This is a genomic window from Winogradskyella sp. PC-19, from assembly GCF_002163855.1.
Classification (GTDB): Bacteria; Bacteroidota; Bacteroidia; order Flavobacteriales; family Flavobacteriaceae; genus Winogradskyella.
On record NZ_CP019332.1, the window covers coordinates 2,828,487 to 2,853,908 of the forward strand.

Sequence of the window (25,422 nt, forward strand, 5' to 3'; positions counted from 1 at the left end):
GATTATGGCTTCATTATTGATTAATTTTCATAAAAATTCTTGGTATTAAGGTTTAAAATGGGAGAAATTAAGTCTTCAGTTATAGCTATTATCTTTATGTTTCTCTCAATTAACTTGTATTCACAAGAAATTGTAGCTGAGAAAGGAAGTTTTGGTATAGATGAAATAAACGGAATCATCGTTTGGTTTAATAATAACTTGAATAGCCAAAATGTTAGTTCTATAACTTTTGATACTGTCTATGTCTTAGAAAATTCAACAAAATTATCATACAACAAATCCTTTTCTCTAAAATCAGATAAATCTTATAAATTATATGTAACTAAGTTGCCAATTATTCATATAACAATGGATAATGGTAAAATGAATAGCAGAAAAAAAATTGCTGGTAAATTTAGTTATTATGATTCTGAGCAATTTTTTGGATCTGCTATGTCTATACGTCACAGAGGAAACTTGTCATTATCCTTTAATAAAAAGTCATTTGATATAGAACTTGGTAAAGATGTAAAGTTTATGCACATGCGTTCTGATGACGATTGGATTTTAGATGCTATGTATAATGAGCCTTTGAGATTACGTTCTTTAGTAGCTGCGAACATTTGGAACACCATTCATAAGCCTTATTATTTAAATCGGGAACGAAATGCAAAAAGTGGTTTTGAAGTGTCTTATGTCGAAGTTTTTAAAAACAATACTTACTACGGTTTGTACCAGTTGTCAGAGTCGGTTGATAGAAAGCAATTACAGGTAAAGAAAAATAACGGTAACATTATTAAAGGTCGTATTTATAAAGCGGAATCTTACGAAGGTGGACCAGATTTTACTAAAGCTCCAGATAAATACGAGAATGCGCTTCCGCTTTGGATAGGCTGGCAAAGTGAATATCCTTTCTTGGATTATAATTCAGATTTTGAAGATTTATTTCAGTTCCAGCAATTGGTAGTAAATGGTTCTGATGAAGATTTTAAAACTAAAATCTCAGAAGCCTTTGTGCTAGGTAATGCCATAGATTATTTTTTGTTTGTAAATGCTATACGAGCAACTGATAACCTTGGGAAAAACTACTATTTGGCTAAATATGATAAAGGTGAACCCTATTTTATTGTGCCGTGGGATTTGGACGGAACGTTTGGTGTTATACAAGACGGAAAACAAATTAGAACGACAAACGATATTTTAAGTAATGGACTGTTTAAAAGACTTATTGAGTTAAATCCAGACGATTACAAAAAGAATTTAAAATCACGATGGGATTTTTTACGCAAAAACATTATGAGTGATAAAAATTTGTTCTCTAAAATCAATTTTGCATATGTCTCTCTAACAGAACAAAAAATCTATGAACGTGAGCAATTAGTTTGGCAGAATAAATTAACCAAAGTATCTAATGAAACACACTATACATATCTAGAGACTTGGTTAAAAAATAGATTATCCTATTTAGATTCTTATTTTAAAAACTTGTAGTCAGTCTTACAAGCGTTTCTTCTCATTTGCGTCATTAAGTACATACTCTATCCCATTTTCTATAAGTATACCATACGTTTTTCCAGAAAACTTTATAGTGCCATGATGAACATCTGTATTAATTACCTTACCGTCATAGATGGTCTTTATAATATCAGTAGGTGTGTGTCCAATTACAATCTTTTTGGCGTCAAATTGTTCTAAAATTAAGTTTAAGTCTTTACCACTTACTTTTTCTCTCGCCAAACCTCTATGCCAAAATGGACCTTTTGTACTATATAGAAACTTTGATGTTTTCCCCTCTATTTTATTTAGGTTGTAGTACTGCTGGCGAACAATTTTATTGATTTCTTCTAAGCTTAAATTATACTTTAAAATACTTGGATTAAGACCACCATGAACAAAAATATAATCACCAATTTTCTCAATAACGTTTTTGGTAGAAAGCCATTTTCCAATCTCAGAATGCTTTGAATACAGAAATTTAACAGCTTCCTTTTTGTTATCTGTTTGGCTAATAGCCTGTGCAGCCTTGATGTATTTGCCTAGATTATATCTGTAATCACCATAAAAATTAAGGATTTCGTGATTACCCAAAATAAAATGCACATTCCCACCTTGAGACTTTGCATCATGCTCTAGCTTATATATTAGCCATAAAACTTGTGTTACGTTTTTACCTCTATCAACAAAATCGCCATTTAATACCAAGTGTCCATTGCCAAATATCCAATTGTGATTTTCATCAATAATTTTATTAGCATACAAAAAGCTTACAAAAGCTTCGTAATTGCCTTCAATATCCGAAATAACTACTATTTTTTCAGTAGTATTATAATGTGTCTGAGGCGCATTATAATCTGAGTTTATAGATACGTAGAATGAGTTGGCGTCGTCGTTATCGACATTTACTTTGATAGAATCTTTATTAAACTTTGAGACTAATTTTAGTTTGTTTTCTTTCGTAATTCTATAGAGTAAAGAGTCGTCAATAATAAAAGGCCCATCTTGCCCATTAAAATCTATTGATTTTTTAGTTTTATTAGATTTAATTTGAGTTTTAGGAACTAGAACTTTGTCTGATTTTACAGGCTTAGGGAATTTTGGTTCTTGGGCATATAAATTAGTATTTAATACTAAAAGAAGAATTAAAATAAAGCCTATTAGTGGTTTGCTTCTATATTTTGAAAACAAAAATTGCATAAATTATAAGATACAAAAAAAAGAACGAAATAGCTTAAAGAATAGTATAATTTATAATAAGAATTCTGATAGCGTTTAATTGTAAAGTTAGGTTTGTTATTATTGATTTTATGAGCTTAGATTAGCTCGGTAAGTCAACTGAAATTATCGTTCTCTAAAAGCAGTATTAGTAGGTTAAAATTTATAACCCAATTTAAAATTCAAATTTTTAAATCTAGAATTGACAGTGTTAATGTCATCTATAAAAATACCGAACTTATAATCTGGATAATAGCTTAGTGTCACTTCAAAATCAGTTAAGATTTGTGCGCCTATCTCAAAACCGTAAATCACTTTGGTGTCAGAGCTGTCTACATTTTGAAAAACAACACTGCTAGTATCAGTGTAATCATACTTTAATAGAACTGCGCCTATCGAAGCACCTATAAATGGATAGATAGTCGCATTGCTTTTCGAAAAGTAGTATTTAGGAGCAATAGTTAGTTGTACTGATGATATTTTATTATCGAAAGTCGAAAATTCATATGCAGTTTTAAAATTATACTGTAAAGTAAAATCGTAAAATAATCTTCCTGTTAGACTACCTAAATGTTTTGGAGAGATATTTATACTAACAAAAGCGCTAAGTCCACCTTCTGAATTTGTTAACGAAGGATTATCATTGACCATGAACTCAAGTTCTTGGGAGTAATAGCCAAACCCGAAATCGTAATTGATAATGCTTTCTTGATTTGCGTAGCTTTGGTCTTTTTTCTGGCGCTTAGATAATTCAAAATCTTCAGAGTAACTTTCACAATTAGTATATTCTTCTATTAGTTGAGCAATTAAGCCTTCAGAAATATCACTTTTTGAAGTTTTTGTCCTTACCGAAACACAATCACTAAAAATAACCAAAAGTTTCCCTCGGTTTTTTCCGTTGGTAGAAGGGTAAGAAAGGTTTTCTAAATATACCAATCCAGAGCTATTCTTCTTGTTCTCGATGAAATATCTATTGGTTTCAGTGGTCTTATAGAAACCTACCTCCGGTGTATCTTTTAAAGTTTTAACTTCAGTATTAACACCTTCGATTTTAATTTTATTTGATTGTGAATACAAAGAATTTGAAAGTAGGAATATTGATATTATGGAAAACGAAAGTGCATTTTTAAGATTCATAACTTTTCTTTTTTAAGTAAAGTTACATATAAATGACTAAACGTAGTAATTGAAAAAATCAGTCAATCAAAATTTCTAAAATCTGAATCGCAGCTTCACTAATCTTAGTGCCTGGTCCAAATACAGCGACTGCTCCAGCATCAAATAAGTACTGATAATCTTGTTTTGGGATTACACCACCGACAATTACCATAATATCATCTCGGCCGTAAGCCTTTAGTTCTTCAATAACTTGTGGTACTAATGTTTTATGACCTGCAGCAAGAGAAGATACTCCTAAAATATGCACATCATTTTCAACGGCTTGTTTGGCAGCTTCTTTTGGTGTTTGAAAAAGAGGTCCAATATCTACATCAAAACCAACATCGGCATATCCAGTAGCAACTACTTTGGCACCACGGTCATGACCATCTTGCCCCATTTTTGCAACCATAATACGTGGGCGACGTCCATCTTGTTCGGCAAATGTATCTGCCAATTCTCGAGCTTTTTTAAAGCTACTATCGTCTTTTATTTCTTTACTATACACACCAGAGAATGATTTTATTTGTGCTTTATAACGTCCAAATTCTGCCTCAAGCGCGTCACTAATTTCGCCTAATGTCGCACGTTTTCGAGCTGCATCTACTGCTAAAGCTAATAAATTTTCTTGACCTGACTTTGCGGCTTGTGTTAGTTTAGAAAGCGCATCATTTACATCTGTCGTATTTCTTTCAGCTTTAATTTGCTCTAAGCGTTCAATTTGTTGAAGTCTTACCGTTTGGTTATCAACTTCAAGTATATGTAATGGGTCTTCTTCCTCAAGTCTGTATTTGTTGACACCTACAATGATGTCTTGACCAGAATCTATCCTGGCTTGCTTTCTAGCTGCAGCTTCTTCAATGCGCAACTTTGGTATACCGGCTTCGATGGCTTTAGTCATTCCGCCTAACTCTTCAACTTCTTCAATGAGTTGCCATGCTTTTTGTGCGATGTTATGTGTCAGTTTTTCGACATAATAACTGCCAGCCCATGGGTCAACCGTTTTTGTGATGTGTGTTTCTTCTTGAAGATAGATTTGCGTATTTCGAGCTATTCGTGCAGAAAAATCTGTTGGTAATGCAATAGCTTCATCCAATGCATTAGTATGTAAACTTTGTGTGCCGCCAAAAGCAGCAGCAGAAGCTTCTATACAGGTACGAGCAACATTGTTAAACGGGTCTTGTTCTGTTAAACTCCATCCGGATGTTTGGCAATGTGTTCGTAATGCAAGAGACTTAGGATTTTTTGGGTTGAATTGCTTTACTAATTTTGCCCAAAGCATTCTTGCAGCTCGCATTTTGGCAATTTCCATAAAATGATTCATGCCAATGGCCCAAAAGAACGATAGGCGAGGCGCAAAAGTGTCGATATCCATGCCAGCTTCTAATCCTTTTCTAATGTATTCTAATCCGTCTGCTAATGTATATGCTAATTCGATATCGCAGGTTGCGCCAGCTTCTTGCATGTGGTAACCTGATATACTAATACTATTGAATTTTGGCATATGCTTGCTGGTATATTCAAAAATATCAGAGATTATTTTCATTGAAGGCGTTGGCGGATAGATGTAGGTGTTTCTAACCATAAACTCTTTTAAAATATCATTTTGGATAGTTCCTGCTAAAGCTTCTGGTTTAACACCTTGTTCTTCGGCAGCGACAATGTAAAAGGCCATGATTGGTAGTACGGCACCATTCATGGTCATTGAAACTGACATTTTATCTAAAGGAATCTGGTCAAATAATACCTTCATGTCCTCAACAGAATCAATCGCAACTCCAGCTTTACCAACATCTCCAACTACACGTTCGTGGTCACTGTCATAGCCACGATGTGTTGCTAAATCAAAAGCTACGGAAAGTCCTTTTTGTCCAGCAGCGAGATTTCTTCTGTAAAATGCATTACTTTCTTCGGCTGTAGAAAACCCTGCATATTGTCTTATGGTCCAAGGTCTTCGTACATACATTGTTGAATATGGTCCACGAAGATTTGGTGCAATACCTGCAACGAAATTAAGGTGTTCTAAATTTTGAATATCTTCTTTAGAGTAGGTTTGTTTGACATCGATATCCTCGGCAGTTTTAAAAACAGTTGTTTTTGAACTAGATGTTTTTGCTTCTGGCGATTTTATTGATATGTGTTGAATATCTTTTCGTTGCATTAGAATTTTATTTTTGCTAGATAATTGTCAAAGTCAAAATCTAAAGTTGTATTAATATCAATGATTAAGTTTTTGTCTTTTGAAAATGCCAAATAATACTTGTGTTGGTATCTAGTAGAATTTTTCTTTCTTTTATCATATACTTTATGAACACTCTTGAATATTTGAACACTAGGCGTTTCGCTATATTTTCCTGTTATTTTACTAAAATCTTGTTTTGTCATTTTGCAAAACTCTGATAAATCTCTGGTGATATCAGCTAAAATTGAACTCGCATTCTGTTTCAGAATTGGTGCGAAAGGAATTGTGTTTACAAGAATTGTTGATTTAGATGCTTTATCAAAATAGATGTAATGATTGCCATCAATATTTCTTAAATGTCGAAGACGTTTTTCTTCTAAGTCTAATATTTTTCCTTTGGCTAAGGTTTTTAATACGACTTCATATTCTGCCGATGAATATCGCTTAAAGTTCTCAGGTAATAAAAGTTGAATACCGTCATCTTCTAAAAATTGAGTGTTATTAGAAATGGCTAATTCATTTGATTTATTAACACTATCAACTTCATTTTTAGTTTTATCGTTGCATGACACAAACAATAAAACTAATGTCAACAAAACAGTTACTATAGGTTTTCTCAATACCATGTTTTATTCTTCTTTTAATCTTTTGATTTCCATATCTTCAGATAATCTTTTTTGAATAATTGGTTCAATAAGTGTTTTTCTCTTTTCAATCTTTAAAAAAGGCTCTTTTTCAAGAGTATTTTTCATTTTGTCTGCGAGATTTGGATGTTTGTTTGTTCCTAAAAGTGTAATCTTTCCTTCATTAAAATCGCTCTGTTCTTTAGCTGCACTTTCTTTAATTTTTCTTTGAATCGTACCTTCTTTTAATTGTTGTAAAAACCCACCATTTGCTTCAATGTTTTTGAAAAGGTCTAAAGCTTTTTCACTTAATTGAGTAGTTAAGCTCTCGATATAAAAAGAGCCATCTGAAGGATTATTTACCGCATCGAAATAACTTTCTTTTTTAAGGATTAATAATTGATTTCTAGAAATACGTTCTCCAAATTCCGTAGACTCCTGAAATAAATTATTGTAGGGTTGATTGCAAATCATACTTGCACCACCTAAAATCGCACTCATACATTCGGTTGTTGTGCGTAACATATTTACGTTGTAATCGTAAATAGTTTTATTACGTTTACTAGGAGTTGCTGTTATTACACAATTAGGATTTGCTTTGTAGGTTTCTGACAGTGTCGACCAAAGTAATCTAAGTGCTCTTATTTTTGTAATTTCGAAAAAATAGTTACTACCTATCGCTACATTAAAAATTACTTCTAATTTATTTACTGAAATACTTTTGTTTTCAAAATGATTAAGATATTCATTGATATGAGCTAAAGCGTAAGCTAACTGTTGGACGTTATTGGCGCCTCCGTTTTGATAATGGCTTAAGTTTATGTATAGTTGATTGTGCTGCTTTACACTTTCTTCAAGGATAATATGGTCTTCTTTTAAATTGTAAAACCAATTCCCGGTTTTGCCTAAATTACCAATGACGTCATTATTAAAAGAAACTTTAGTAGAATTCTTAACGCTTGATATTTTTTCTAACAGCGATAAGGATAGTTTTTCGGAATTAATATGAATAGGTATGTCAATACCCGAAATTAATTCTTGGAGATTAATGTCTTCGTTTTTTATGTTAAAAATAAGATGTTCAGCTCCTTTTTTTATAGCATCTTTAGCTAAAGTATTGGCTTCTGAAACTTCAACGACATCAATATTTTGACTTATTTTCCAATTTGAAGCTTTAGAATTTGAAATATTAGGATGTGTTTCGAACTCATCGGCATGGTAAAATGGTTTGACATCTATACCGTCATCTGTTTTCCAAATTAAACTATCATTGTAATCTGCACCTTTTAGGTCGACTTGAATTTTTTGTTTCCATTCTTTTGAAGAAACACTTTTAAATTCTTGAAATAGTGATTTACTCATCTTTTTTAGATTTAGGAATGCTGTCTTCGTATTCTATAATGTAAATTTCTTCATTAGGCTTTTTCATGTAGTAGGTTTCTCTAGCTACTTTTTCAACACCTTTATCAGTGCTTAATTCTTTAGTAGCTTTCTCGTCCTTCTTCATCTCATTTATGTAATATTGTTTTTCTTTATTTAGTGCTTCTTTGTCCTCATTTAAATCATTGTGAAGTAACCAAGAATGCGTATCAAAAAATAACATCCATACAGCAAAGGCGATTAAACCAATGATGTAAAAGTTTTTGAAAGACTTTAGATATTTCTTTTTGAATTTAGCCATTTTATAAGCGTTCGTTAATGATTGTCTTTACAATATCAACCGCAACAGTATTATATTTATTGTTAGGTATAATAATATCTGCATACTCTTTCATCGGCTCAATAAATTGTTGATGCATTGGTTTTAGAGTATTCTGGTATCTCGTTAGCACTTCTTCTATGTCTCTACCACGTTCATTAATGTCTCTTTTAAGTCTTCTTATCAAACGCTCGTCACTATCGGCATGTACAAATATCTTAATATCAAATAAGTCTCTAATTTCAGGATTTGTAAGTATTAAAATACCTTCTACGATTATTACTTTTCTTGGTTTTGTCAGTACGCTATCTCCTGTTCTATTATGTTGAACGAAAGAGTAGACAGGTTGCTGAATGGGATTCCCTTTTTTTAATTCATTAAGGTGATTTACTAATAAATCAAAATCTATAGATCGTGGATGATCAAAATTGATTTTTACACGTTCGTCGTAGCTTAAATGTGTTGTGTCTTTGTAGTATGAGTCCTGAGATATTACAACAACTTCGTCTTGTGGTAATTCTTTAAGAATTGTATTAACAACTGTTGTTTTTCCGCAACCAGTACCTCCAGCTATTCCAATTATAAGCATGTATCAAAATTTTAACCCTACAAAGTTAACAAATAGAGATAGATTACTTTTCGATTTTGGCAACTTCTTCTTCAGTAATTAATTTGCCGTATTTATTACCCCAACTATTATTAATATAGTTCATGACATCTGCAACTTCATCATCTGCTAAACCAAGTGCAGCCATAGCGCCATTATAGGTTTTTCCGTTAACAACAATCTTACCGTTTTGACCATATTTGATACCCTTAAGACTTTCTAATTGATTATTTTTTAGATAGTCCGAATTAGCCAAAGGCGGAAATACATTTGCTACGCCTTCGCCTGATGCCATATGACAAGTAATACAAAAATCGTTATAAACTAATCGACCACGTGCTACACTTTCTTTTAATGGGTTACTTACAGCTGTGGTTTCTGTTTGGGTACGTTTAATTGTTTTTTCCTTTTCAGGCTTTTCATTACAACTTACAAAAAGTAATAAAGTCAAACTAAATGTATAAATACTGTGAGATAATTTCATATTCTAAAATCTATGAATTTGGAACTATTTTAACGATACCTTTGTTTTCTAAAGCAACATATATGTAACCGTCAGGACCTTGTTTTACATCTCTTACTCGACCCATACCTTCAAGGAGTTTTTCGCGCTTAGTCACTTTATTATTATTTAGAACCAAACGCTCTAGGTATTCAAATTTTAAAGAACCGACAAGAAGATTTCCTTTCCAATCTGTGTATTTATCTGAAGTTACAAAATCCATTCCGCTAGGTGCAATTGATGGGACCCAATAAAATAGTGGTTGCTCCATGCCATCTTTTGAAGTTATGTCAGTGAATTTTGTACCACTATAATTAACACCATAACTGATAATTGGCCATCCAAAATTTTTGCCCTTTTGAACAACATTAATTTCATCACCACCTTTTGGACCATGTTCATGAACCCATATTTTACCTGAATATGGATTTTTTACCATGCCTTGGGGATTTCTGTGTCCGTAACTAAATATTGCCGTTTTTGCATTTTCTGTTCCAACAAAAGGATTGTCTTTAGGCACCGAACCATCAGCATTAAGTCTGTATATTTTACCACAGTCTCTTGTAATGTCTTGAGGATTTTCATCTCTATTTCCTCTGTCACCAACTGAAAAATATAGATACCCATCATTATCAAACTCAATTCGAGAGCCAAAATGTTGACCACGGCGTGAGTTTGGGCCAGCTTTATAAAGTCTTGTAACATCAATCAATTTATTGCCATCTAATTTTGCTCTTAATAATGCGGTATTACCACCATCACCATCGCCATCTTCAGAGGCATGTGTAATATATAACCAACCATTATTAGCATAATCAGGATGTAATTCTATGTCTAACAATCCGCCTTGCCCACGAACATATATATCAGGTAAACCTTCAATAGTTGTTTTTTTGCCATCTTTAAAATGAATAAGTTCTCCAGCTTTTTCAGTAATTAACATAGCGCCATCAGGCAAGAAAACCATACCCCAAGGAATATTTAGGTCTGGGACGACAGTTTCAGTCGAATAGTCAATATTTGTTGCAGCTTCGGCTTCTACAGAAGAGGTTGTGCCTACTTCGACCTGTGACTGTGCTTCTGCAATTTCAGGAGTTTCACTTTTTTTATTTTCCTTTTGACCACAAGAAGCACAAATAATGCTTAATGCTACGACGATAAGTTTTAACTGTTTCATGGCGATTAATTTTACTTTATAAAGTTAGTTATATTTTGTTTAAAACTGATAATTAATATTTAGGCCAGCATAATAGTTTATAGGATTTCCAGGGTAAAAATAGCGTGGTTGACTACCGCCAAAACCTCTAGCATTAATTAATATCTGAGAGGCATAGGCTTCGTCAAAGATATTATCTAGTCCATAGAATACATCAAATGTTAGCTTTCCTGAAAAACTTTTTCTGAAACCAACTTTTAGATTAGTCAAATTGTAACTATCGCTGTACAGACTATTACTATCTGTTATTGGCTGTCTGCCAATATGTTGGAAATTTATATTTGCATAAAAGCCGATTTCTGTGGCGAAGTCTAGTCCAGTGTTTACTATTTCAGATGGTACGCCAGTTAAATCATTTCCTGAAAAATCATTGTCGCCATCAACAAAATTTTCAAACTTATAATTGTTAAGACTATAGTTGAAGAATCCATTTAAAGTAAAACTTTCTTTATTAATTAAATTAGAGTTTAAAGAAATTTCTAAACCATCATGAAGTGTTTGTCCAGCATTTACACCAATAAACTGATCTTGTGTCGTTCGTCTTGCTACCAATAAGTTTTTGACATCCAATCTGTAAACGGATAAGTTGAATTGTAATTTGTTATTAAAAATTCCTCCACGAGTCCCAATCTCATAATTCCAACCTGTCTCTGGTTTTAATTCATTATTTATTTGTCCATTTGGCAGCAAAGTTTCTTCCAGTGAAATAGGAGAGAAGCCTTGACTAAAGCTTGTATATATGCTAACATTGTCTGAAACTAAATAGGATAAACCAATTTTAGGCGATAAAATGCCGTTAAAGTCAAATTGTCCTGATTGGTCTACATTGTTTGTAGAAGTAGGAAAATTATCTTCTAAATCGTAAGATGTTTGGTTGTAATTAAGACCAGCAACAAATGTTGTTTTTTCGGATAATTCATAATTAACTTCAAAAAATAAATTGAAGTATTTGCGATACTCTACAAAATTCGAAAGTTCATCGCCTTGAACACTTCCAGTACCAGCAGGAAAGTTTTGGTACAAGTTCTCAAATGTTTTGGATGAATAGCGGTCTTTAAAAAACTCACCACCAATTGTATATTTTAATGGCTTTTCAAGAAGTTGAAAATCTCCTATAAGTCGGCTTCTAACACCATATGCAAAGGTGTTTTCGTCTAAAACATTGAATGGTCTTGGTTCATACCCATTTCGAAATGAGGTAAAAACACTTGTAACTTGTCTAATATTTGGGTTATAAGTATGATTCCAACTTAATCCAAAAATACCACGTTGCGAATCTTCAAAACCCTGCGCCTGTGCCCAAGTAAATGCAGCAGCAGTTGGATTATTTTCAAAAGTATCTTGATTTATCGAGCTTGGTATAAATGCCTTTAAGTCGACGTAGCTCCCTAGAAAAGTTAATTCGTTTTTATCATCAATAAAGTGATTGGAAGTTAATGTAAATGTTTGTCTGTTATAATCATTATTATCTCTATAGCCATCAGAATTTGTAATACTGTAGACACCACGAAAACTATTTTTTGATATTCCGTGGTTAAAGTTTAAAGTCGATTTAAATAATCCAAAAGACCCAAAGGTTAATTCTGAATTTGTACTGGTTTCATTCAAATAAGCGTTTAGTGGATTTAGCTGGATTGTGCCACCTAAACCAGCTCCAAAAGCACTAGAAGTAGCACCTTTTGTGATATTCATTTGAGAAATTGTATTGAGTTCAAAATCTTCAATATTAGTTTCTCCGCTTCCATTAGTTAAAGGGATATCTTTAAAGTATGCTCTGATTTTAGAAGTGCCAAACAAGTTTCTAGAGCCAATTCCTCTGATAGTTAATCGATTTGTGTTTAATGCGCCACTCTGCATAAATACACCTGGAGTTCTATTCAATGCCTGAGAGATATTAATGTCGTTACCTAACTCAATTTCTTTTTGTGTAATAATATTAGTTGTGGTGACTGATTTTTTTAAAGTAGTAGGGATGTGATTGGCGTTTATAACAACTTCGTTTAATTCAGAAGGTTTAGATATTAGTTGAACTATTAAAAAATCTTCAGAGTCTATATTTATTGTAATGGTATTGTAGCCAATACTTTCAAAGAGATAATTACCCTTAGAATTGACTTCGAAATAACCAAACTCATCTGAAAACACTCGCTTTCCTTTACTATTATGTATTATTGATACGTTTGAGATTGCTATACTAGTTTGACTATCTATTACTTTTCCTTTGATTTGTGAAAACCCAGAAAAGCTAGAGTAAAATCCTATTAAAACTATTAGAGTTTTTAAAGAAAAAAAGAGTTGGTGTCTGATAATAATTTGATTTTAACAACACAAATTAACAGATATAAATCACTATCTCTTCTAAATTATTTGTTAAGGTTAAAAAGTTTTGAAATCTTAGTTGGTAAACTTTGTATTTTATCTATATTTGCACTCCTAAAATGATAACTATTCGGGGTGTAGCGTAGCCCGGTTATCGCGCCACGTTTGGGACGTGGAGGCCGCAGGTTCGAATCCTGCCACCCCGACAAAAAAAGCTGAACATCAATGTTCAGCTTTTTTTATTTGATTCTATTTATAACTTCAATTAATACGCTTATAATTTTCAGAGTACATCATGTTGCCATCTTCATCGATTTGTATTTGACTAAACTTATTTTCATCAACAACGAGTTTGTAATTAAATTCTTTTTTTTCGGCGATGACTTTGTTCATTACGCTTGATCCATATTGCATGATTTCTGTTAATGTAGAATCTGTTGCTGTATAACTGCCATAACCAAACCATTCGATAGAGTCAGTAGGCACTAATTTGCTCCACATTACCTTGTCTTTATTAAACATTTTTACTTGTCGATAACCTTCGTTGGTGTTAAAAGAGTCTGTAACCTTATTGTCTTTATAGTTATAGAAACCTATCATTTCCCAGTTGCCTTCTAATGGAGTTTGTTTTATTTCAGTCTTTATAATACTTGAGTTATCTGATTTTGGAATTGTAGATTTATCATTAGCACAAGATGAAATAAAAATTAGGAGTAATAGATAGTTGATGATTGTTTTCATTACATGTTGATTTGAAGAAGTTAATATTCAATAAGTTACAAAAAAATAAATAATGTGATTGGAAGTGATAAAATTTATGAATAAAACCATTGTTTCTGTTGATAACTTCTATGTAAGGTTTTAGGTAAAAAAACTACTTTTGTTTTGATAAAATGAATAAAATATGTCAGATACTATAGAAAGAGTAAAGTGCCTAATAATTGGCTCTGGTCCTGCAGGTTATACTGCAGCGATATATGCAGCAAGAGCAAATATGGCACCAGTTTTATATCAAGGAGAACAACCTGGTGGTCAATTGACGACAACTAATGATGTTGAGAATTTTCCAGGATACCCTGATGGGATTACTGGGCCAGAAATGATGATTCAGTTACAAAAGCAAGCCGAGCGTTTTGGAACTGACATACGTCACGGTTGGGTTGATAAAGTTGATTTTTCTGGAGATTTGCATAAAGTTTGGATTAATGGTGAAAAAGAAATCCATGCAGATACTATTATAATATCTACAGGAGCTTCTGCTAAATATCTAGGACTACCATCTGAACAAAAATATTTAAAATTAGGAGGTGGAGTTTCTGCATGTGCTGTATGTGATGGTTTCTTTTATAGAAATCAAGAAACGGTAATTGTAGGTGCTGGAGATTCTGCTTGTGAAGAAGCACATTACCTTTCAAAACTATGTAAAAAAGTGACTATGCTAGTGCGTAGAGATGAGTTTAGAGCATCCAAGATTATGGCTGCTCGAGTTCAAAATACTGAAAACATCGAAATCCTCTATAATACTGAAACAGAAGAAGTTTTAGGTGATGGACAAGTTGTAACTGGTGTTAGAGTTAAGAATAATGTCACTGGAGATGTTCATGAAATTCCAGCAACTGGCTTTTTTGTAGCTATTGGACATAAACCTAATACTGATATTTTTGAAGATTATTTAAATCTTGATGAAACTGGTTACATCATAAATGAAGTGCCAGGAACAAGCAAAACTAATGTCGAAGGTGTTTTTGTGAGTGGAGATGCTGCCGATCATGTATACAGACAGGCAATTACTGCTGCTGGAACAGGTTGTATGGCTGCTTTAGACGCAGAGCGTTATTTAGCATCAAAAGATGCTGATTTTGAAGTTGTGACTCCAACTTACAATTAGTTATATATAAAAAAAGCCGAAGAGTAATCTTCGGCTTTTTTTATGCTTTTAAAAATGAATTAGAATTAATTAAACAATCCTTTATTATTCATTTCCTTTTTTTGAAGTTTTGCAGTGTCAGAAAAGGTTTCTAAAATAATTTTTGGTTCGCCATAGACAAATGTTTCAGTGTTTCCGGAGGCATTAAGTTTAAGCTCAGTAGTTATGTTAAGCGTAGCATCACTATTACTTTCTATCAAAACATTTGCGTTTTGTATGGTGAATGCTTTACCAATAAATTTTGCTGAATTATCTAAACGTAAGGTTGAGTTTTCTGTATCACCTTCGATTGTTGCGTCTGCATTTTGATATAAATCAAAACTTGTAGTTTTACTATTTAATAATGCATCTAGTTTACTATTGTCACTCATTATAAAAGAGGAACTATCTGCTGTTATATTAAGCCTGCTTTTAGTCCTATTTGATGCAGTAAAACTAAAGTTTGTAGCTTTTAAGTTGAGGTAGGCTCTTGAATTATTGTCTATTTTAAGTTTAAAATCATTTAGTTCCATAGATGTTAAAGAGCGTAATTCTGCACTGTCGTAAAGCTCTACATCTTCAAGATTGTCGCTATAATTTACAGTTATAATAAGCTTCTTTTTTGATGTAATACGTTTAGAAGTACTAATCGATAAAGTACCATCACTAACATTTATATCTATAATTTCATGAAGATTATCATCAGCTTCAACTTCGACAGAAGATTTGCTATTGTAAGCAATTTTGACTTCAAAATCATTTTTGATAATTAAAGTATTAAAACCATCAATGTAAGTTTGTTTTACTGTAACATCTCTATTTCCTTTTATTTTTTCAGCTTTTTGTGCATAGCTAATGGATGTTAAACCAATAAGGAATACGAAAGCATAAATAACTTTATTTGCTGTCATTATATTTAGATTTAAAACTTTGATCTTTGTAATTATACGTATTTTTTGAATTCAAAGACGTTTATAAAATAAATATATACAAAAACCATCCCAAACAGTATTGTGTTTGAGATGGCTTTTATAAACTGAATTGGTATTCAGGATTGATTGGTCGATTGGTTGATTGAAGTCTAGTCTTTTCTGATACTACCTGAAACTCCAGCATTTTTATTTACTTTCTCTGGATTACCAGAATACTTAATGCTCGCTCCGCTTGTTGCGCTAGCTGTTAATTCTTTTGAGGTATTTACCGTAATGTTAGCACCACTTGTTGCAGAAACTCTAGTAGTTTGTGCTTCAAGGTTATTTGCTTTAATGTAGCTTCCGCTTGTAGATTCTGCTCTAAGGTTGTTAGTCTCACCACTGACTTTAATGCCTGCGCCACTTGTAGTTTGACAAATTAGTTTTTCGGTAGAAACGTCAGCGTTGATGTGGCTTCCGCTTGTGCTTTCTAAATCTAATTCTTCAGTTGTTAAGGTGTTTTCAACCATAACGTAAGCACCACTTGAAGTTTCGATACTATTTAAGTTTTTAACCGTTAGAATTACTTTTTTAGAACTTGATGATTTGATATTTTCATTTGACGAAATTCTTAAAATACCATTATCTTCATCTACTTCAGTAGTAATAACGTCATGTAAATTTTCATCTGCTTCTACCTTTAAAGCTACAGAGTTTCCTTGAGTTAATTCTACTTCAATACCTCTGCTTACTTTGATTCTGTCAAAATCTTCTAATATACTTCTAGTTTCAGTAATGACATTTCCGTTGCCTGAAACTCCAGGTCCAAAATTAATGTCAAAGTTGCAGGACGTCATAAAAAGTGCTACGATACCAGCTGCGATAATTCTTGCTAATGTGCTCATGATTGTTTGTTTAATTGATGATTTATTGTTTGGTAGCTTTTTCTACCATTTTTCCATTTTGGTTGACTATTATTTCTCTAGTTTCACCATTTTTATCTAATATAAATTCAAATACTAAAGGTGCTTTAGGGTGTGCAAATTTATTTTTTGCTATTGCTGTTAATGTGGTCTCTAGACCTTCTGCTTTAATAAATAGTTTGTTATTTTCTAATTTAATGATAACATCTCCACTATATTGGGCTTTATAATTACCACTATATTTCACCAACAGTTCTTTGGATACAGTAACTTCTTCTATGCTTTGTACAACTTCTTTTGAAACGTGATTGTAACTAATCACACGTTTTATTTTCCACACGTTATTTTCTAAAATCCATAAGTGCGAAAACAATGCGTAATTATTACTTTTCTCATAAGTCATAGTTTTATCTGGCGAAAAGAAATGTTTTCCATTTTGCAAAGCACCATAAAGCGTATCGTTGTTATATAGCGGAAATACTTCTAAACTTCCTTCTACAAGGAAACGATAAGGTTTTTCTGTATTGTTTGGCTTGCAAAGTCCATTTTTCATTACAGAAATAAATTCTGCTTTAGAATTTGTTATTCCACTTTTATCATGGTAAAACTCTAAATCGTCAAACATTAATTTTGCACTTTTCTCGATTTTACATTTATTGAATCCTACTTTAAAGAGTATGCTATCATTTGATTTTAAAGTTTTAAAAAGCTCTGAATTTTTGTTTACTTGCGCAAATGCAATATCGGAGTTGATTAGTAATCCGATAATGCATACTGCAAGTAATTTGATTGATTGATTCATTTTTGATTGATTCGTTTTTTAAAACAGTTCAAATATCTAAAAGATGATAGGTTGATTGAATTTTAAATACCTGAACTGTTGATTGATTGGTCTGAATTGTTAATTATCGTTTTTTGATTTGATTTCTACACCGTTTTTGTCATCTATTTTTACTTGAATATCCGAACCGTTTGCCTTGATGCCATCCGAATCTATTTTTAGTTTTACGCTATCTCCAGTTTTTATGACGATGCCTTCTTCAGAATTAATTTTCAATGATGTCTTGTCATTATTACTAAAGTTTGTGGACTTACTTTCATTGACTTCATTGTACTCGCAGTCCAAGCATTCAACTTCGTTTTGTTTTACTTTTAGATACTTACCGTAGTTAGTATTGTATATGATACTATTATAACTTCGATATGTTCTTCTGATGTATCTACTTAAATCTTTGTCGACTATTAGCGTGCTGCCTTCTGGCAAATAGACAATAATACGGACTTGTTGTTCACTATATTTATTGTCTACATCTGTGGTATGGTAGGCTTCAAGTTTCAATTCTTTATTAGCAAATCCATAACTATAATTTATGTTGTCTGCACGTTCTTTAGCTACTCTGTAACTACTACCGCTAGCTTCTTTGACAATTGTAATTTTTGCAACAGAATCTGTTGTTGAATAGACTATCAGTTTAATATCGTTTGATACAATTTTCCGACCTTCATCGTCTTCAATCAGTTTAAAATTATTGTGATTTCTATAATAGTAATTATCATAGCGGTCGTATCCAGCTACACTAATTTTTAAAGTATCATTAGCTGTAATACTAAGTTCTTTTTTTGAAACAGTTTCTGCATCAAAAGCATGCTCTGAGGCTTGTTTAATTCCTGTAACTATTAACCCTAAAATTGAAATAATCCATAATCCTAGTAATGTGAATTTTGCTGGATTCCCAATAGATTTCAAATTATTCACTAATATTTTTAATCCTAAATAAAATAGAAAGAAAAACGGAATACCAATAGCTAAAAACAAAAGCAGTGACATTAACCAAATTGGAATATTAGCAGCATTACCAATCTCTAAAAAATCTATTCCAGGGAAATGAATAACATCTGTAACTCCAACTGTAAAAAATCCTACTAATAAAGCAATTAATGTACTAACACCAACTATAATCATTATAATCCCAAAGAATTTTGCGAAAATCTTAAGAAAGAACATAATTATGTCTCCGATAGTCTCAAAGAAGTTGCGAGATTTATTTTTTAAGCGATTACTTTGCTTATCAAAATCGACACTTTTTACTGTTTCAGAAATATTATCTGCAACGTTTTCAAACCCTTCTTTTAGGTTATCACTGTGTTTTTTGAAATCTACATTTTTTAGCTTATCAGAAACGCTATCAAAACCGTCTTTAATTTTTTTTTCGATGTTACTGATGTTTACAGCTTCTCCGGTCATTGTTAACTTTTCGGCAGTCGTTTTTGCCTCAGGTATTAATGCCCAACAAATAAGATATATGATAATGAATGTTCCTCCAGAAAGGAATGTAAATAACACCCATAGTAAACGTACCCAAATCATATCTATGCCTAAATAATGGCTAAAACCTGATGCTACACCACCAACGTAAGAGTTGTCTGTGTCTCTGTATAAGGTTTTATTCGGACCTGATTTGGTTTGTCTTTTTTGTTGTGGCTCGTCTTCAAATATCTCGTCATCAACCAAGTAGTCTTCTGGTTGCCCCATTATGGTAATCACCACGTCTACGAGTTTAACACCCACAACTTGTTTATCATTTTGTATACGTTCGCTAAATAATTCTGCGATACGTGCTTCGATATCAGAAATAATTTCTGAACGACCTTGAGAGTCTGTAAATGAACGTTTTATAGCCTCAAGATAGCGCTGTAACTTAAGATATGCATCTTCATCAATATGGAAGAATATCCCTGCTAAATTTATATTGACTGTTTTATTCATTTTTTTGGTGTTTTTGTACTTGTGACTAGGTTAACTGCGTTTTGTAATTCACTCCAAGTAGTGTTTAACTCTTTAAGAAATAATTTTCCTGTTTCTGTAAGACCATAATATTTTCTTGGTGGTCCTGAGGTTGATTCTTCCCAGCGATAATTGAGAAGACCTGCATTTTTTAATCTTGTTAATAGCGGATATATCGTCCCTTCTACAACAAGCATTTTTGCGTCTTTTAGCGTGCCTAGAATCTCTGCAACGTAAGCGTCTTCATCCTTTAGAATGGATAAAATGCAGTATTCTAAAACGCCTTTTCGCATTTGTGCTTTTGTGTTTTCTATCTTCATATTCTTATGAGATTAAATTTTAATAAACTGTTCATTTTTTGATTGATTTGATTTTTATACTGAAAATAAATTCAGCATAGATTGATGAAATTATTTTAAAAACTTGATTGTTAATGGGTACTGAAACTCTTTTCCGTCTCTTGCGGAAAGGCTGGCTTTTACAATTAAGGCCAACTCGATTAAGAAGCCCAAAAAAGCTAAAACACCTAATCCACCTGTTATATAGAGTAGAGGTGATGGTTTACCAATATTAATATGAAAATCATAAAAACCACTGAAATTGATAAAATCAATACCATTAAAAACCTTAAAGATGAAAAACGGAATACTTATCGTACCAATAATTAGGGCATATAGTAAAACACTTATCTGAAAGTTTATTGCTTGCTTACCGTGCTTATCTACAAAATCTGATTTTTCTTTATTAACCTGCCATAAAACGATTGGTCCAATAAAGTTTCCAAAGGGTATTAAAAATCTTGAAAAGGTCGATAAATGTATAAACGTGGCAATATTTTTATGGTGGTCTGTCGTCATGATTTAAAAGTATATAATAGTTTCTTATGCAAATATATGTCTTTAAAAAGGTATTATGTTACGCATGGTACTAAAAATTAACACTTTATTAACATTTTAGATTAGGCTAAAATGATGGTTGTCTTAGTAATAACAATGGCTTCAGAGTAAGTCTCTTAAATGTAATAACTGTAGTTGATAATAAATTACCTTTTAAGATATAGATGTTCTCTTATTAAAAAGAGAGCTATTGTAGCAAAAATTAAGAGTAGTAATAATAACATAATAAAGTGAACTATATTAATATAACAGTCAAAATCTCAAAACACCTACCAATGATAAGTTCACTTGTATTAAATGTTTATATTGCTATAACTATTATTAAAATTTAAAATATTTTATAGATGAATATTACGCCTTCAAAACTCAATAAGTTTATAATGTTTAAGCTACCTGCAGCATATTTTACAGGAGTAAGAACAACATATCTAGATGATGTTAAGTGTATAGTTAGTGTAAAGCATCGTTGGATCAATCAAAACCCCTTTAATTCTATGTTTTGGGCAGTACAAGGCATGGCAGCAGAGCTTACAACGGGTGCATTAGTCATGAAAAAAATAAAAGAAAGTGGTAAAAAAGTATCAATGTTAGTTGCTAATAATAATGCATCATTTACAAAAAAGGCAACAGGTAGGATTACATTCGAATGCTCTGAAGGTTACAAAATCGACGAGACTATTAAAAAAGCCATAGAGACAAAAGAAGGACAAACAGTTTGGCTTAATGCTAAAGGTGTAAATAATGAAGGAGTTGAAGTGTCTAATTTTAATTTTGAATGGACATTAAAAGTTAAGAGTTAATAATTTTTGTAACAAAACCTCAGTGAATTCAACATATAGTTAATCAACAAAAAACAATCAATAAAATGACAGCACACGAAATTGACTATCGTATTTACGGAGAAGAAATGCAATATGTAGAAATAGAACTAGACCCGCAAGAAGGTGTTATTGCAGAATCTGGTAGCTTTATGATGATGGACGATGGTATTAAAATGGATACCATTTTTGGAGATGGCTCACAGAAAGATAAAGGCTTTTTAGGAAAAATATTAGGCGCAGGAAAACGAATACTTACTGGTGAGAGCCTTTTTATGACAGCGTTTTATAACGACTTAGTTGGTAAACGTAATGTGTCATTTGCATCTCCATATCCGGGAAAAATCATTCCTATTGACCTAACAGAGTTTGGTGGTAAGTTTATTTGTCAAAAAGATGCATTTTTATGCGCAGCAAAAGGCGTAAGTGTTGGTATTGAATTCTCAAAAAAATTAGGAAGAGGCTTGTTTGGAGGCGAAGGTTTTATTATGCAAAAGTTAGAAGGCGATGGTATGGCATTTGTTCACGCTGGCGGAACAATGGCCGAGCGAACATTAGAAGCAGGAGAAACAATGCGAGTAGATACTGGTTGTATTGTTGGTTTTACCCAAGATGTCAATTATGATATTGAATTTATTGGTGGGATTAAAAATTCCATTTTTGGAGGCGAAGGTTTGTTTTTTGCAAAGCTAGAAGGTCCAGGAAAAGTATATATTCAATCATTGCCTTTTAGCCGATTAGCTGATCGTGTGATTGCGTCTGCTCCAAAATCTGGAGGAAAAGGTAGGGGAGAAGGTAGTATTCTTGGTGGGCTTGGTGATTTATTGGATGGAGATAATCGATTTTGATTATTTAAAATTATATAAGTTTTAAAAAAAGGTTGCGTAAAAAACGCAACCTTTTTTAGTTCTGATCATCTAGCTTATATGAACCAAAAAAAAATGCAATGAGAAATTTTACTAAACTATTTAGATTTTTAGGAACCTATTATTTGTTCTATTATTTGATTATTAATGTACCAGATTTCAGCTTAAAACATGCTAATAATTAGTTGTTAAATAATCTCAAGGTTTTTTCTTAATTGAGATTAAACACTTATAGTAAAATATAAATTCAAAAAAATAACATTATGAAAAGAATAAATAAAATAATATTTATCGGGCTATTAGTATTATTAACGGGTTGTAACGACGCTATTGATATAGACCAGCCAGGTAGACTGAGTGCGGCGAACGCATTCAGAACTGTTACTGATTTAGAAAACGGTATTTTGGCTTTATACGGTCAATTAGATACCACTCCAGAGATTGCATTATCGTCTAATTTTACAGATGAGCTAGCAATAGGATTTGATTCTGGTGGGCAAGGATTTGCCTTGTACGACTTTGTATTAAATGCAGGTAGTGTAGCCGCTTCTAACTTCTGGGTACGTAACTATGCAATAAACAACAGATGTTCAGTGCTTATTGAAGCTGCAACTAACATTACGCCAGATGCTGCTGATTTAGCTGATTATAACAATGCTTTAGCTCAAGCTCATTTTATCAGAGCATATGCAAATTTTGAGTTGTTATTATATTTCAGTCCAGACCCAACAAACGATGCAACTTTAGCTGCTCCAGTTGTGGATTTTGTACCTGGTTTAAGTTTCCAACCACTACGTGATACTACAGGTGCTTTATGGGATTATATCAATGCTGATTTAGCCATTGCTGAATCAGGATTAGTCGATCAGTCTAACCCTACGTTTGCTTCTAAAGATGCAGTTAGAGCTTTTAGAGCTAGAATTGCATTAACTAGAGGAGATTATCCAACAGCTCAAACATTAGCTAATTCATTATTATCTAGTTATGGTTTAGCAGATACAACTCAGTATACAAACATGTGGTTTGATAATGATAATACTGAAATCATTTGGAAAATGGAGCGTGTATTAAACGATGGTTTTGATGGACAAGGAGCCACAGGTTCAGTAAACGCAGGCGGATGGGCAGGAGCTCGTTTTGCATTTGTTAACGCAACATTAGAAGGTGGACCTTATTTTGAAATGGACAGAAGTGTATTTGATGAATTATCTCCCAGCACTCCAGGTGTAGCAAATGGAGGTGATGTAAGATATGATGTAATGGTATCACCAACATCTATAATTAGTCCAGATTATCAAAATGATCCAGACCCAGTAAACAATGATGTTTTAGTTATCCAAAAATATCCTGGATCACAAGGTCGTCCATTAATGAATGATTTAAAAGTATTTAGATCATCGGAGATGTTATTGATTGCTGCAGAGGCAAGAGCATACCAAAGTGATTTTACAGGTGTACAGACTTTATTACAGCAATTAAGAACTGCTAGATTTGGTTCAGCACAAACAGTAGCACTTCCTTCTTCAGTTTCGGAAGCTGTAGGTGCAGTATTGGATGAAAGAAAGATAGAGTTGGCTTATGAAGGTCATAGATATAAAGATTTAAAGCGTTCGGGTGTAGCTGGCGGTAGAGGTATTAACAGAGATCCTATAGCATGTGGTATCCAGAGTGGAGCATGTACATTAGCTGCTAGTGATTTTAGATTTACATTACCAATTCCTATTGTAGAGATTAATGCTAATCCAGCTATAGGAGCAGAGCAAAACCCTGGCTACTAGTTGTAATTACTTTCTGTAGAATTACAAAATATAAGCGGAATTTCTTCAGTAAGATTTTTCGCTTATTTTTTGTAAAAAGTTATTAAAAAATTAAGAATATTCTTTGATGTGATAAGGGTTAACAGTTACTAAGCATGATTGCAAATTTTGATAATTTTTGGATAACTAGAATCGTTTTTAACTTTTGTCTATCGAGATTTTTAACATAAGAAGCTGTTAATTTTTGTATTGCAAATATAAAAGTGAAGTATTTTTTTTCTAAATTTAGGTTTAATTAAAATTAAGCCTATTGAATAAAGCTACCTTTCGTTTAACCTTAAAACCCCTATTATAATTATGGCGAGAGCAATGTTCGAGTACACCAAGACTGTACTCAATAAGGTGAGTTTTGATACTACTCTTTTTTGTAAAGAAGTAGAAAAAGCCGTAAAACGCTTATTACCATATGAATTAGAAGAATTACGGATATTTATTCAAAACTTAATACATCAAAATCCAGATTTAAATCAATGTATGATTTATCTAAAAGCATAAAAAATGCGACTTTATAGTCGCTTTTTTCTATCTTATTTTGATAACGGGCTTATAATTTCTACATTCTGAAAAGCGATAGCTCCTCTAATGATTCCTGAAATTACGTTATGCATAGCATCTATAATTTGCATCTTTAGTTCACTTTTGTGATAAATGATACTGACTTCTCTAGCTGGCGATGGTTCAGTAAAGTGCCTAAGGTTGTGGCTTAGTTTCTCTCTAAAATCCATAGTGTGTAAATAAGGTAAAAGTGTCATCCCTAGACCTTCGTTCGATAGTTTAATTAGGGTCTCTATACTTCCACTTTCTAGCTGAAAGCCATCTTCTGTTTGGTCTTTGAAAGTTTTACAAAGGTTAAGCACACCATCTCTAAAGCAGTGACCATCCTCGAGCAACAGCATATCTTCAATATCTAAATCTGAAACCTCTATCTTTTTTTTGTCTCTAAGACGATGATTTTCTGGAATATATGCTACAAATGGTTCGTAATAGAGAACACGTTCCTTTATTGTTTCGTTTTCTAAAGGTGTGGCAGCAATAGCAGCATCTAAATGACCATCATTTATACGCGCCAAAACTTCATCAGTAGTTAATTCTTCTATTTTTAATTTTACCTTCGGATATTTTTTTATAAAATTTTTCAAAAACATTGGAAGTAAAGTAGGCATTACTGTTGGTATAATACCTAGCCTAAATTCGCCTCCAATAAAACCTTTTTGTTGGTCTACAATATCCTGAATACGTTCTGCTTCATTAACAATATTCCGAGCTTGAAACACTATTTTACGACCTACATCAGTAAGTTCGATAGGCTTTTTTCCTCTATCAAATATTATGACGTCTAATTCGTCTTCTAACTTTTGTATTTGTGTACTTAAAGTTGGTTGTGTTACAAAACAGCTCTCAGCAGCTTTGGTGAAGTTCTTATGCTCTGCAATAGCAAGTGTATATTTTAGTTGGGTGATTGTCATATGAATCGATTTAGACTATAAAAGTATTAAAACTATT

General features: G+C 32.5%; 24 protein-coding genes and 1 tRNA gene. 7 read left to right on the forward strand and 18 right to left on the reverse strand.

Translation table 11 applies throughout. The features are described from left to right. Positions 1-57 precede the first annotated feature (57 nt). Positions 58-1,470: a CotH kinase family protein gene (locus BTO05_RS13155; protein ID WP_087493111.1), complete on the forward strand. Its 1,413-nt coding sequence runs from the start codon at positions 58-60 to the stop codon at positions 1,468-1,470. A gap of 6 nt (positions 1,471-1,476) precedes the next feature. Here the strand turns inward: BTO05_RS13155 and BTO05_RS13160 are convergent, their stop codons facing one another. From BTO05_RS13160 to BTO05_RS13205, 10 genes are all read right to left on the reverse strand, one after another. After that, positions 1,477-2,673, reverse strand: a complete 1,197-nt coding sequence (locus BTO05_RS13160; protein WP_087493112.1) for a metallophosphoesterase — start codon at positions 2,671-2,673, stop codon at positions 1,477-1,479. A gap of 174 nt (positions 2,674-2,847) precedes the next feature. Then, positions 2,848-3,828, reverse strand: coding sequence for a hypothetical protein (locus tag BTO05_RS13165; RefSeq protein ID WP_157662591.1), 981 nt, complete (start codon positions 3,826-3,828; stop codon positions 2,848-2,850). Positions 3,829-3,886: 58 nt separating this feature from the next. Next, a complete protein-coding gene (gene scpA, locus BTO05_RS13170) occupies positions 3,887-6,010 on the reverse strand; it encodes a methylmalonyl-CoA mutase (protein ID WP_087493114.1) in 2,124 nt (707 codons plus the stop codon). Next, complete coding sequence (locus BTO05_RS13175) at positions 6,010-6,651, reverse strand: hypothetical protein (RefSeq protein WP_157662592.1); 642 nt, start codon at positions 6,649-6,651, stop codon at positions 6,010-6,012. Before BTO05_RS13175 ends, scpA begins: the two co-directional genes overlap by 1 nt. 9 nt (positions 6,652-6,660) lie before the next feature. Beyond that, positions 6,661-8,016: a methylmalonyl-CoA mutase subunit beta gene (locus BTO05_RS13180; protein WP_087493116.1), complete on the reverse strand. Its 1,356-nt coding sequence runs from the start codon at positions 8,014-8,016 to the stop codon at positions 6,661-6,663. Then, positions 8,009-8,335 (reverse strand): FtsB family cell division protein, encoded by a 327-nt coding sequence (locus tag BTO05_RS13185; protein ID WP_087493117.1) that lies wholly within the window; start codon positions 8,333-8,335, stop codon positions 8,009-8,011. The genes BTO05_RS13180 and BTO05_RS13185 overlap by 8 nt, the downstream gene beginning before the upstream one ends. 1 nt (position 8,336) lies before the next feature. Then, entirely contained in the window at positions 8,337-8,942 is a 606-nt protein-coding gene (gene udk, locus BTO05_RS13190; RefSeq protein WP_087493118.1) for a uridine kinase, read from the reverse strand. Positions 8,943-8,985: 43 nt separating this feature from the next. After that, the gene (locus BTO05_RS13195; RefSeq protein WP_087493119.1) at positions 8,986-9,444 is read right to left on the reverse strand and encodes a c-type cytochrome; all 459 of its coding nucleotides are present in this window, start codon (positions 9,442-9,444) and stop codon (positions 8,986-8,988) included. A 10-nt stretch (positions 9,445-9,454) separates the two neighbouring features. Beyond that, positions 9,455-10,639 (reverse strand): PQQ-dependent sugar dehydrogenase, encoded by a 1,185-nt coding sequence (locus BTO05_RS13200; protein WP_087493120.1) that lies wholly within the window; start codon positions 10,637-10,639, stop codon positions 9,455-9,457. 39 nt (positions 10,640-10,678) lie between these two features. Continuing rightward, a complete protein-coding gene (locus BTO05_RS13205; RefSeq protein WP_410529716.1) occupies positions 10,679-12,823 on the reverse strand; it encodes a TonB-dependent receptor family protein in 2,145 nt (714 codons plus the stop codon). A 305-nt stretch (positions 12,824-13,128) separates the two neighbouring features. Here BTO05_RS13205 and BTO05_RS13210 point away from each other — a divergent pair. After that, positions 13,129-13,203 (forward strand) — tRNA-Pro (locus BTO05_RS13210). Between the two features lie 55 nt (positions 13,204-13,258). On the opposite strand, the gene BTO05_RS13215 is transcribed toward BTO05_RS13210, so the two are convergent. Further along, positions 13,259-13,738, reverse strand: coding sequence for a hypothetical protein (locus tag BTO05_RS13215; protein ID WP_087493122.1), 480 nt, complete (start codon positions 13,736-13,738; stop codon positions 13,259-13,261). A 163-nt stretch (positions 13,739-13,901) separates the two neighbouring features. Here BTO05_RS13215 and trxB point away from each other — a divergent pair, with 163 nt between their 5' ends. Then, positions 13,902-14,885, forward strand: a complete 984-nt coding sequence (gene trxB / locus BTO05_RS13220) for a thioredoxin-disulfide reductase (protein ID WP_087493123.1) — start codon at positions 13,902-13,904, stop codon at positions 14,883-14,885. Positions 14,886-14,950: 65 nt separating this feature from the next. Here the strand turns inward: trxB and BTO05_RS13225 are convergent, their stop codons facing one another. From BTO05_RS13225 to BTO05_RS13250, 6 genes are all read right to left on the reverse strand, one after another. Then, the gene (locus BTO05_RS13225) at positions 14,951-15,814 is read right to left on the reverse strand and encodes a GIN domain-containing protein (protein ID WP_087493124.1); all 864 of its coding nucleotides are present in this window, start codon (positions 15,812-15,814) and stop codon (positions 14,951-14,953) included. Between the two features lie 170 nt (positions 15,815-15,984). After that, entirely contained in the window at positions 15,985-16,719 is a 735-nt protein-coding gene (locus tag BTO05_RS13230) for a head GIN domain-containing protein (protein WP_087493125.1), read from the reverse strand. Positions 16,720-16,741: 22 nt separating this feature from the next. Then, positions 16,742-17,539, reverse strand: a complete 798-nt coding sequence (locus tag BTO05_RS13235; RefSeq protein WP_087493126.1) for a DUF3471 domain-containing protein — start codon at positions 17,537-17,539, stop codon at positions 16,742-16,744. A gap of 99 nt (positions 17,540-17,638) precedes the next feature. Beyond that, positions 17,639-19,504 (reverse strand): PspC domain-containing protein, encoded by a 1,866-nt coding sequence (locus BTO05_RS13240; protein WP_087493127.1) that lies wholly within the window; start codon positions 19,502-19,504, stop codon positions 17,639-17,641. Further along, positions 19,501-19,842: a PadR family transcriptional regulator gene (locus BTO05_RS13245; RefSeq protein ID WP_087493128.1), complete on the reverse strand. Its 342-nt coding sequence runs from the start codon at positions 19,840-19,842 to the stop codon at positions 19,501-19,503. Before BTO05_RS13245 ends, BTO05_RS13240 begins: the two co-directional genes overlap by 4 nt. 90 nt (positions 19,843-19,932) lie before the next feature. Beyond that, the gene (locus BTO05_RS13250; RefSeq protein ID WP_087493129.1) at positions 19,933-20,379 is read right to left on the reverse strand and encodes a DUF4870 domain-containing protein; all 447 of its coding nucleotides are present in this window, start codon (positions 20,377-20,379) and stop codon (positions 19,933-19,935) included. Between the two features lie 383 nt (positions 20,380-20,762). Here BTO05_RS13250 and BTO05_RS13255 point away from each other — a divergent pair, with 383 nt between their 5' ends. From BTO05_RS13255 to BTO05_RS13270, 4 genes are all read left to right on the forward strand, one after another. Then, entirely contained in the window at positions 20,763-21,218 is a 456-nt protein-coding gene (locus tag BTO05_RS13255; RefSeq protein WP_087493130.1) for a DUF4442 domain-containing protein, read from the forward strand. A gap of 65 nt (positions 21,219-21,283) precedes the next feature. Then, positions 21,284-22,084 (forward strand): TIGR00266 family protein, encoded by an 801-nt coding sequence (locus BTO05_RS13260; protein ID WP_087493131.1) that lies wholly within the window; start codon positions 21,284-21,286, stop codon positions 22,082-22,084. Between the two features lie 281 nt (positions 22,085-22,365). Further along, positions 22,366-23,880 (forward strand): RagB/SusD family nutrient uptake outer membrane protein, encoded by a 1,515-nt coding sequence (locus BTO05_RS13265; protein WP_087493132.1) that lies wholly within the window; start codon positions 22,366-22,368, stop codon positions 23,878-23,880. 336 nt (positions 23,881-24,216) lie between these two features. Beyond that, entirely contained in the window at positions 24,217-24,414 is a 198-nt protein-coding gene (locus BTO05_RS13270; RefSeq protein ID WP_087493133.1) for a hypothetical protein, read from the forward strand. Between the two features lie 32 nt (positions 24,415-24,446). On the opposite strand, the gene BTO05_RS13275 is transcribed toward BTO05_RS13270, so the two are convergent. Next, positions 24,447-25,385, reverse strand: coding sequence for a LysR substrate-binding domain-containing protein (locus BTO05_RS13275; protein WP_087493134.1), 939 nt, complete (start codon positions 25,383-25,385; stop codon positions 24,447-24,449). Positions 25,386-25,422: the final 37 nt, after the last annotated feature.

Bases quoted from the DNA above. Each gene is read 5' to 3' on its own strand.
- BTO05_RS13240 (WP_087493127.1), bottom strand. From the start codon at position 19,504: ATGAATAAAACAGTCAATATAAATTTAGCAGGGATATTCTTCCATATT.
- BTO05_RS13235 (WP_087493126.1), bottom strand. From the start codon at position 17,539: ATGAATCAATCAATCAAATTACTTGCAGTATGCATTATCGGATTACTA.
- BTO05_RS13225 (WP_087493124.1), bottom strand. From the start codon at position 15,814: ATGACAGCAAATAAAGTTATTTATGCTTTCGTATTCCTTATTGGTTTA.
- BTO05_RS13180 (WP_087493116.1), bottom strand. From the start codon at position 8,016: ATGAGTAAATCACTATTTCAAGAATTTAAAAGTGTTTCTTCAAAAGAA.
- BTO05_RS13265 (WP_087493132.1), top strand. From the start codon at position 22,366: ATGAAAAGAATAAATAAAATAATATTTATCGGGCTATTAGTATTATTA.
- BTO05_RS13165 (WP_157662591.1), bottom strand. From the start codon at position 3,828: ATGAATCTTAAAAATGCACTTTCGTTTTCCATAATATCAATATTCCTA.
- BTO05_RS13260 (WP_087493131.1), top strand. From the start codon at position 21,284: ATGACAGCACACGAAATTGACTATCGTATTTACGGAGAAGAAATGCAA.
- BTO05_RS13255 (WP_087493130.1), top strand. From the start codon at position 20,763: ATGAATATTACGCCTTCAAAACTCAATAAGTTTATAATGTTTAAGCTA.
- BTO05_RS13245 (WP_087493128.1), bottom strand. From the start codon at position 19,842: ATGAAGATAGAAAACACAAAAGCACAAATGCGAAAAGGCGTTTTAGAA.
- udk (WP_087493118.1), bottom strand. From the start codon at position 8,942: ATGCTTATAATTGGAATAGCTGGAGGTACTGGTTGCGGAAAAACAACA.
- scpA (WP_087493114.1), bottom strand. From the start codon at position 6,010: ATGCAACGAAAAGATATTCAACACATATCAATAAAATCGCCAGAAGCA.
- BTO05_RS13215 (WP_087493122.1), bottom strand. From the start codon at position 13,738: ATGAAAACAATCATCAACTATCTATTACTCCTAATTTTTATTTCATCT.
- BTO05_RS13275 (WP_087493134.1), bottom strand. From the start codon at position 25,385: ATGACAATCACCCAACTAAAATATACACTTGCTATTGCAGAGCATAAG.
- BTO05_RS13185 (WP_087493117.1), bottom strand. From the start codon at position 8,335: ATGGCTAAATTCAAAAAGAAATATCTAAAGTCTTTCAAAAACTTTTAC.
- BTO05_RS13155 (WP_087493111.1), top strand. From the start codon at position 58: ATGGGAGAAATTAAGTCTTCAGTTATAGCTATTATCTTTATGTTTCTC.
- BTO05_RS13230 (WP_087493125.1), bottom strand. From the start codon at position 16,719: ATGAGCACATTAGCAAGAATTATCGCAGCTGGTATCGTAGCACTTTTT.
- BTO05_RS13195 (WP_087493119.1), bottom strand. From the start codon at position 9,444: ATGAAATTATCTCACAGTATTTATACATTTAGTTTGACTTTATTACTT.
- BTO05_RS13270 (WP_087493133.1), top strand. From the start codon at position 24,217: ATGGCGAGAGCAATGTTCGAGTACACCAAGACTGTACTCAATAAGGTG.
- BTO05_RS13160 (WP_087493112.1), bottom strand. From the start codon at position 2,673: ATGCAATTTTTGTTTTCAAAATATAGAAGCAAACCACTAATAGGCTTT.
- BTO05_RS13250 (WP_087493129.1), bottom strand. From the start codon at position 20,379: ATGACGACAGACCACCATAAAAATATTGCCACGTTTATACATTTATCG.
- trxB (WP_087493123.1), top strand. From the start codon at position 13,902: ATGTCAGATACTATAGAAAGAGTAAAGTGCCTAATAATTGGCTCTGGT.
- BTO05_RS13200 (WP_087493120.1), bottom strand. From the start codon at position 10,639: ATGAAACAGTTAAAACTTATCGTCGTAGCATTAAGCATTATTTGTGCT.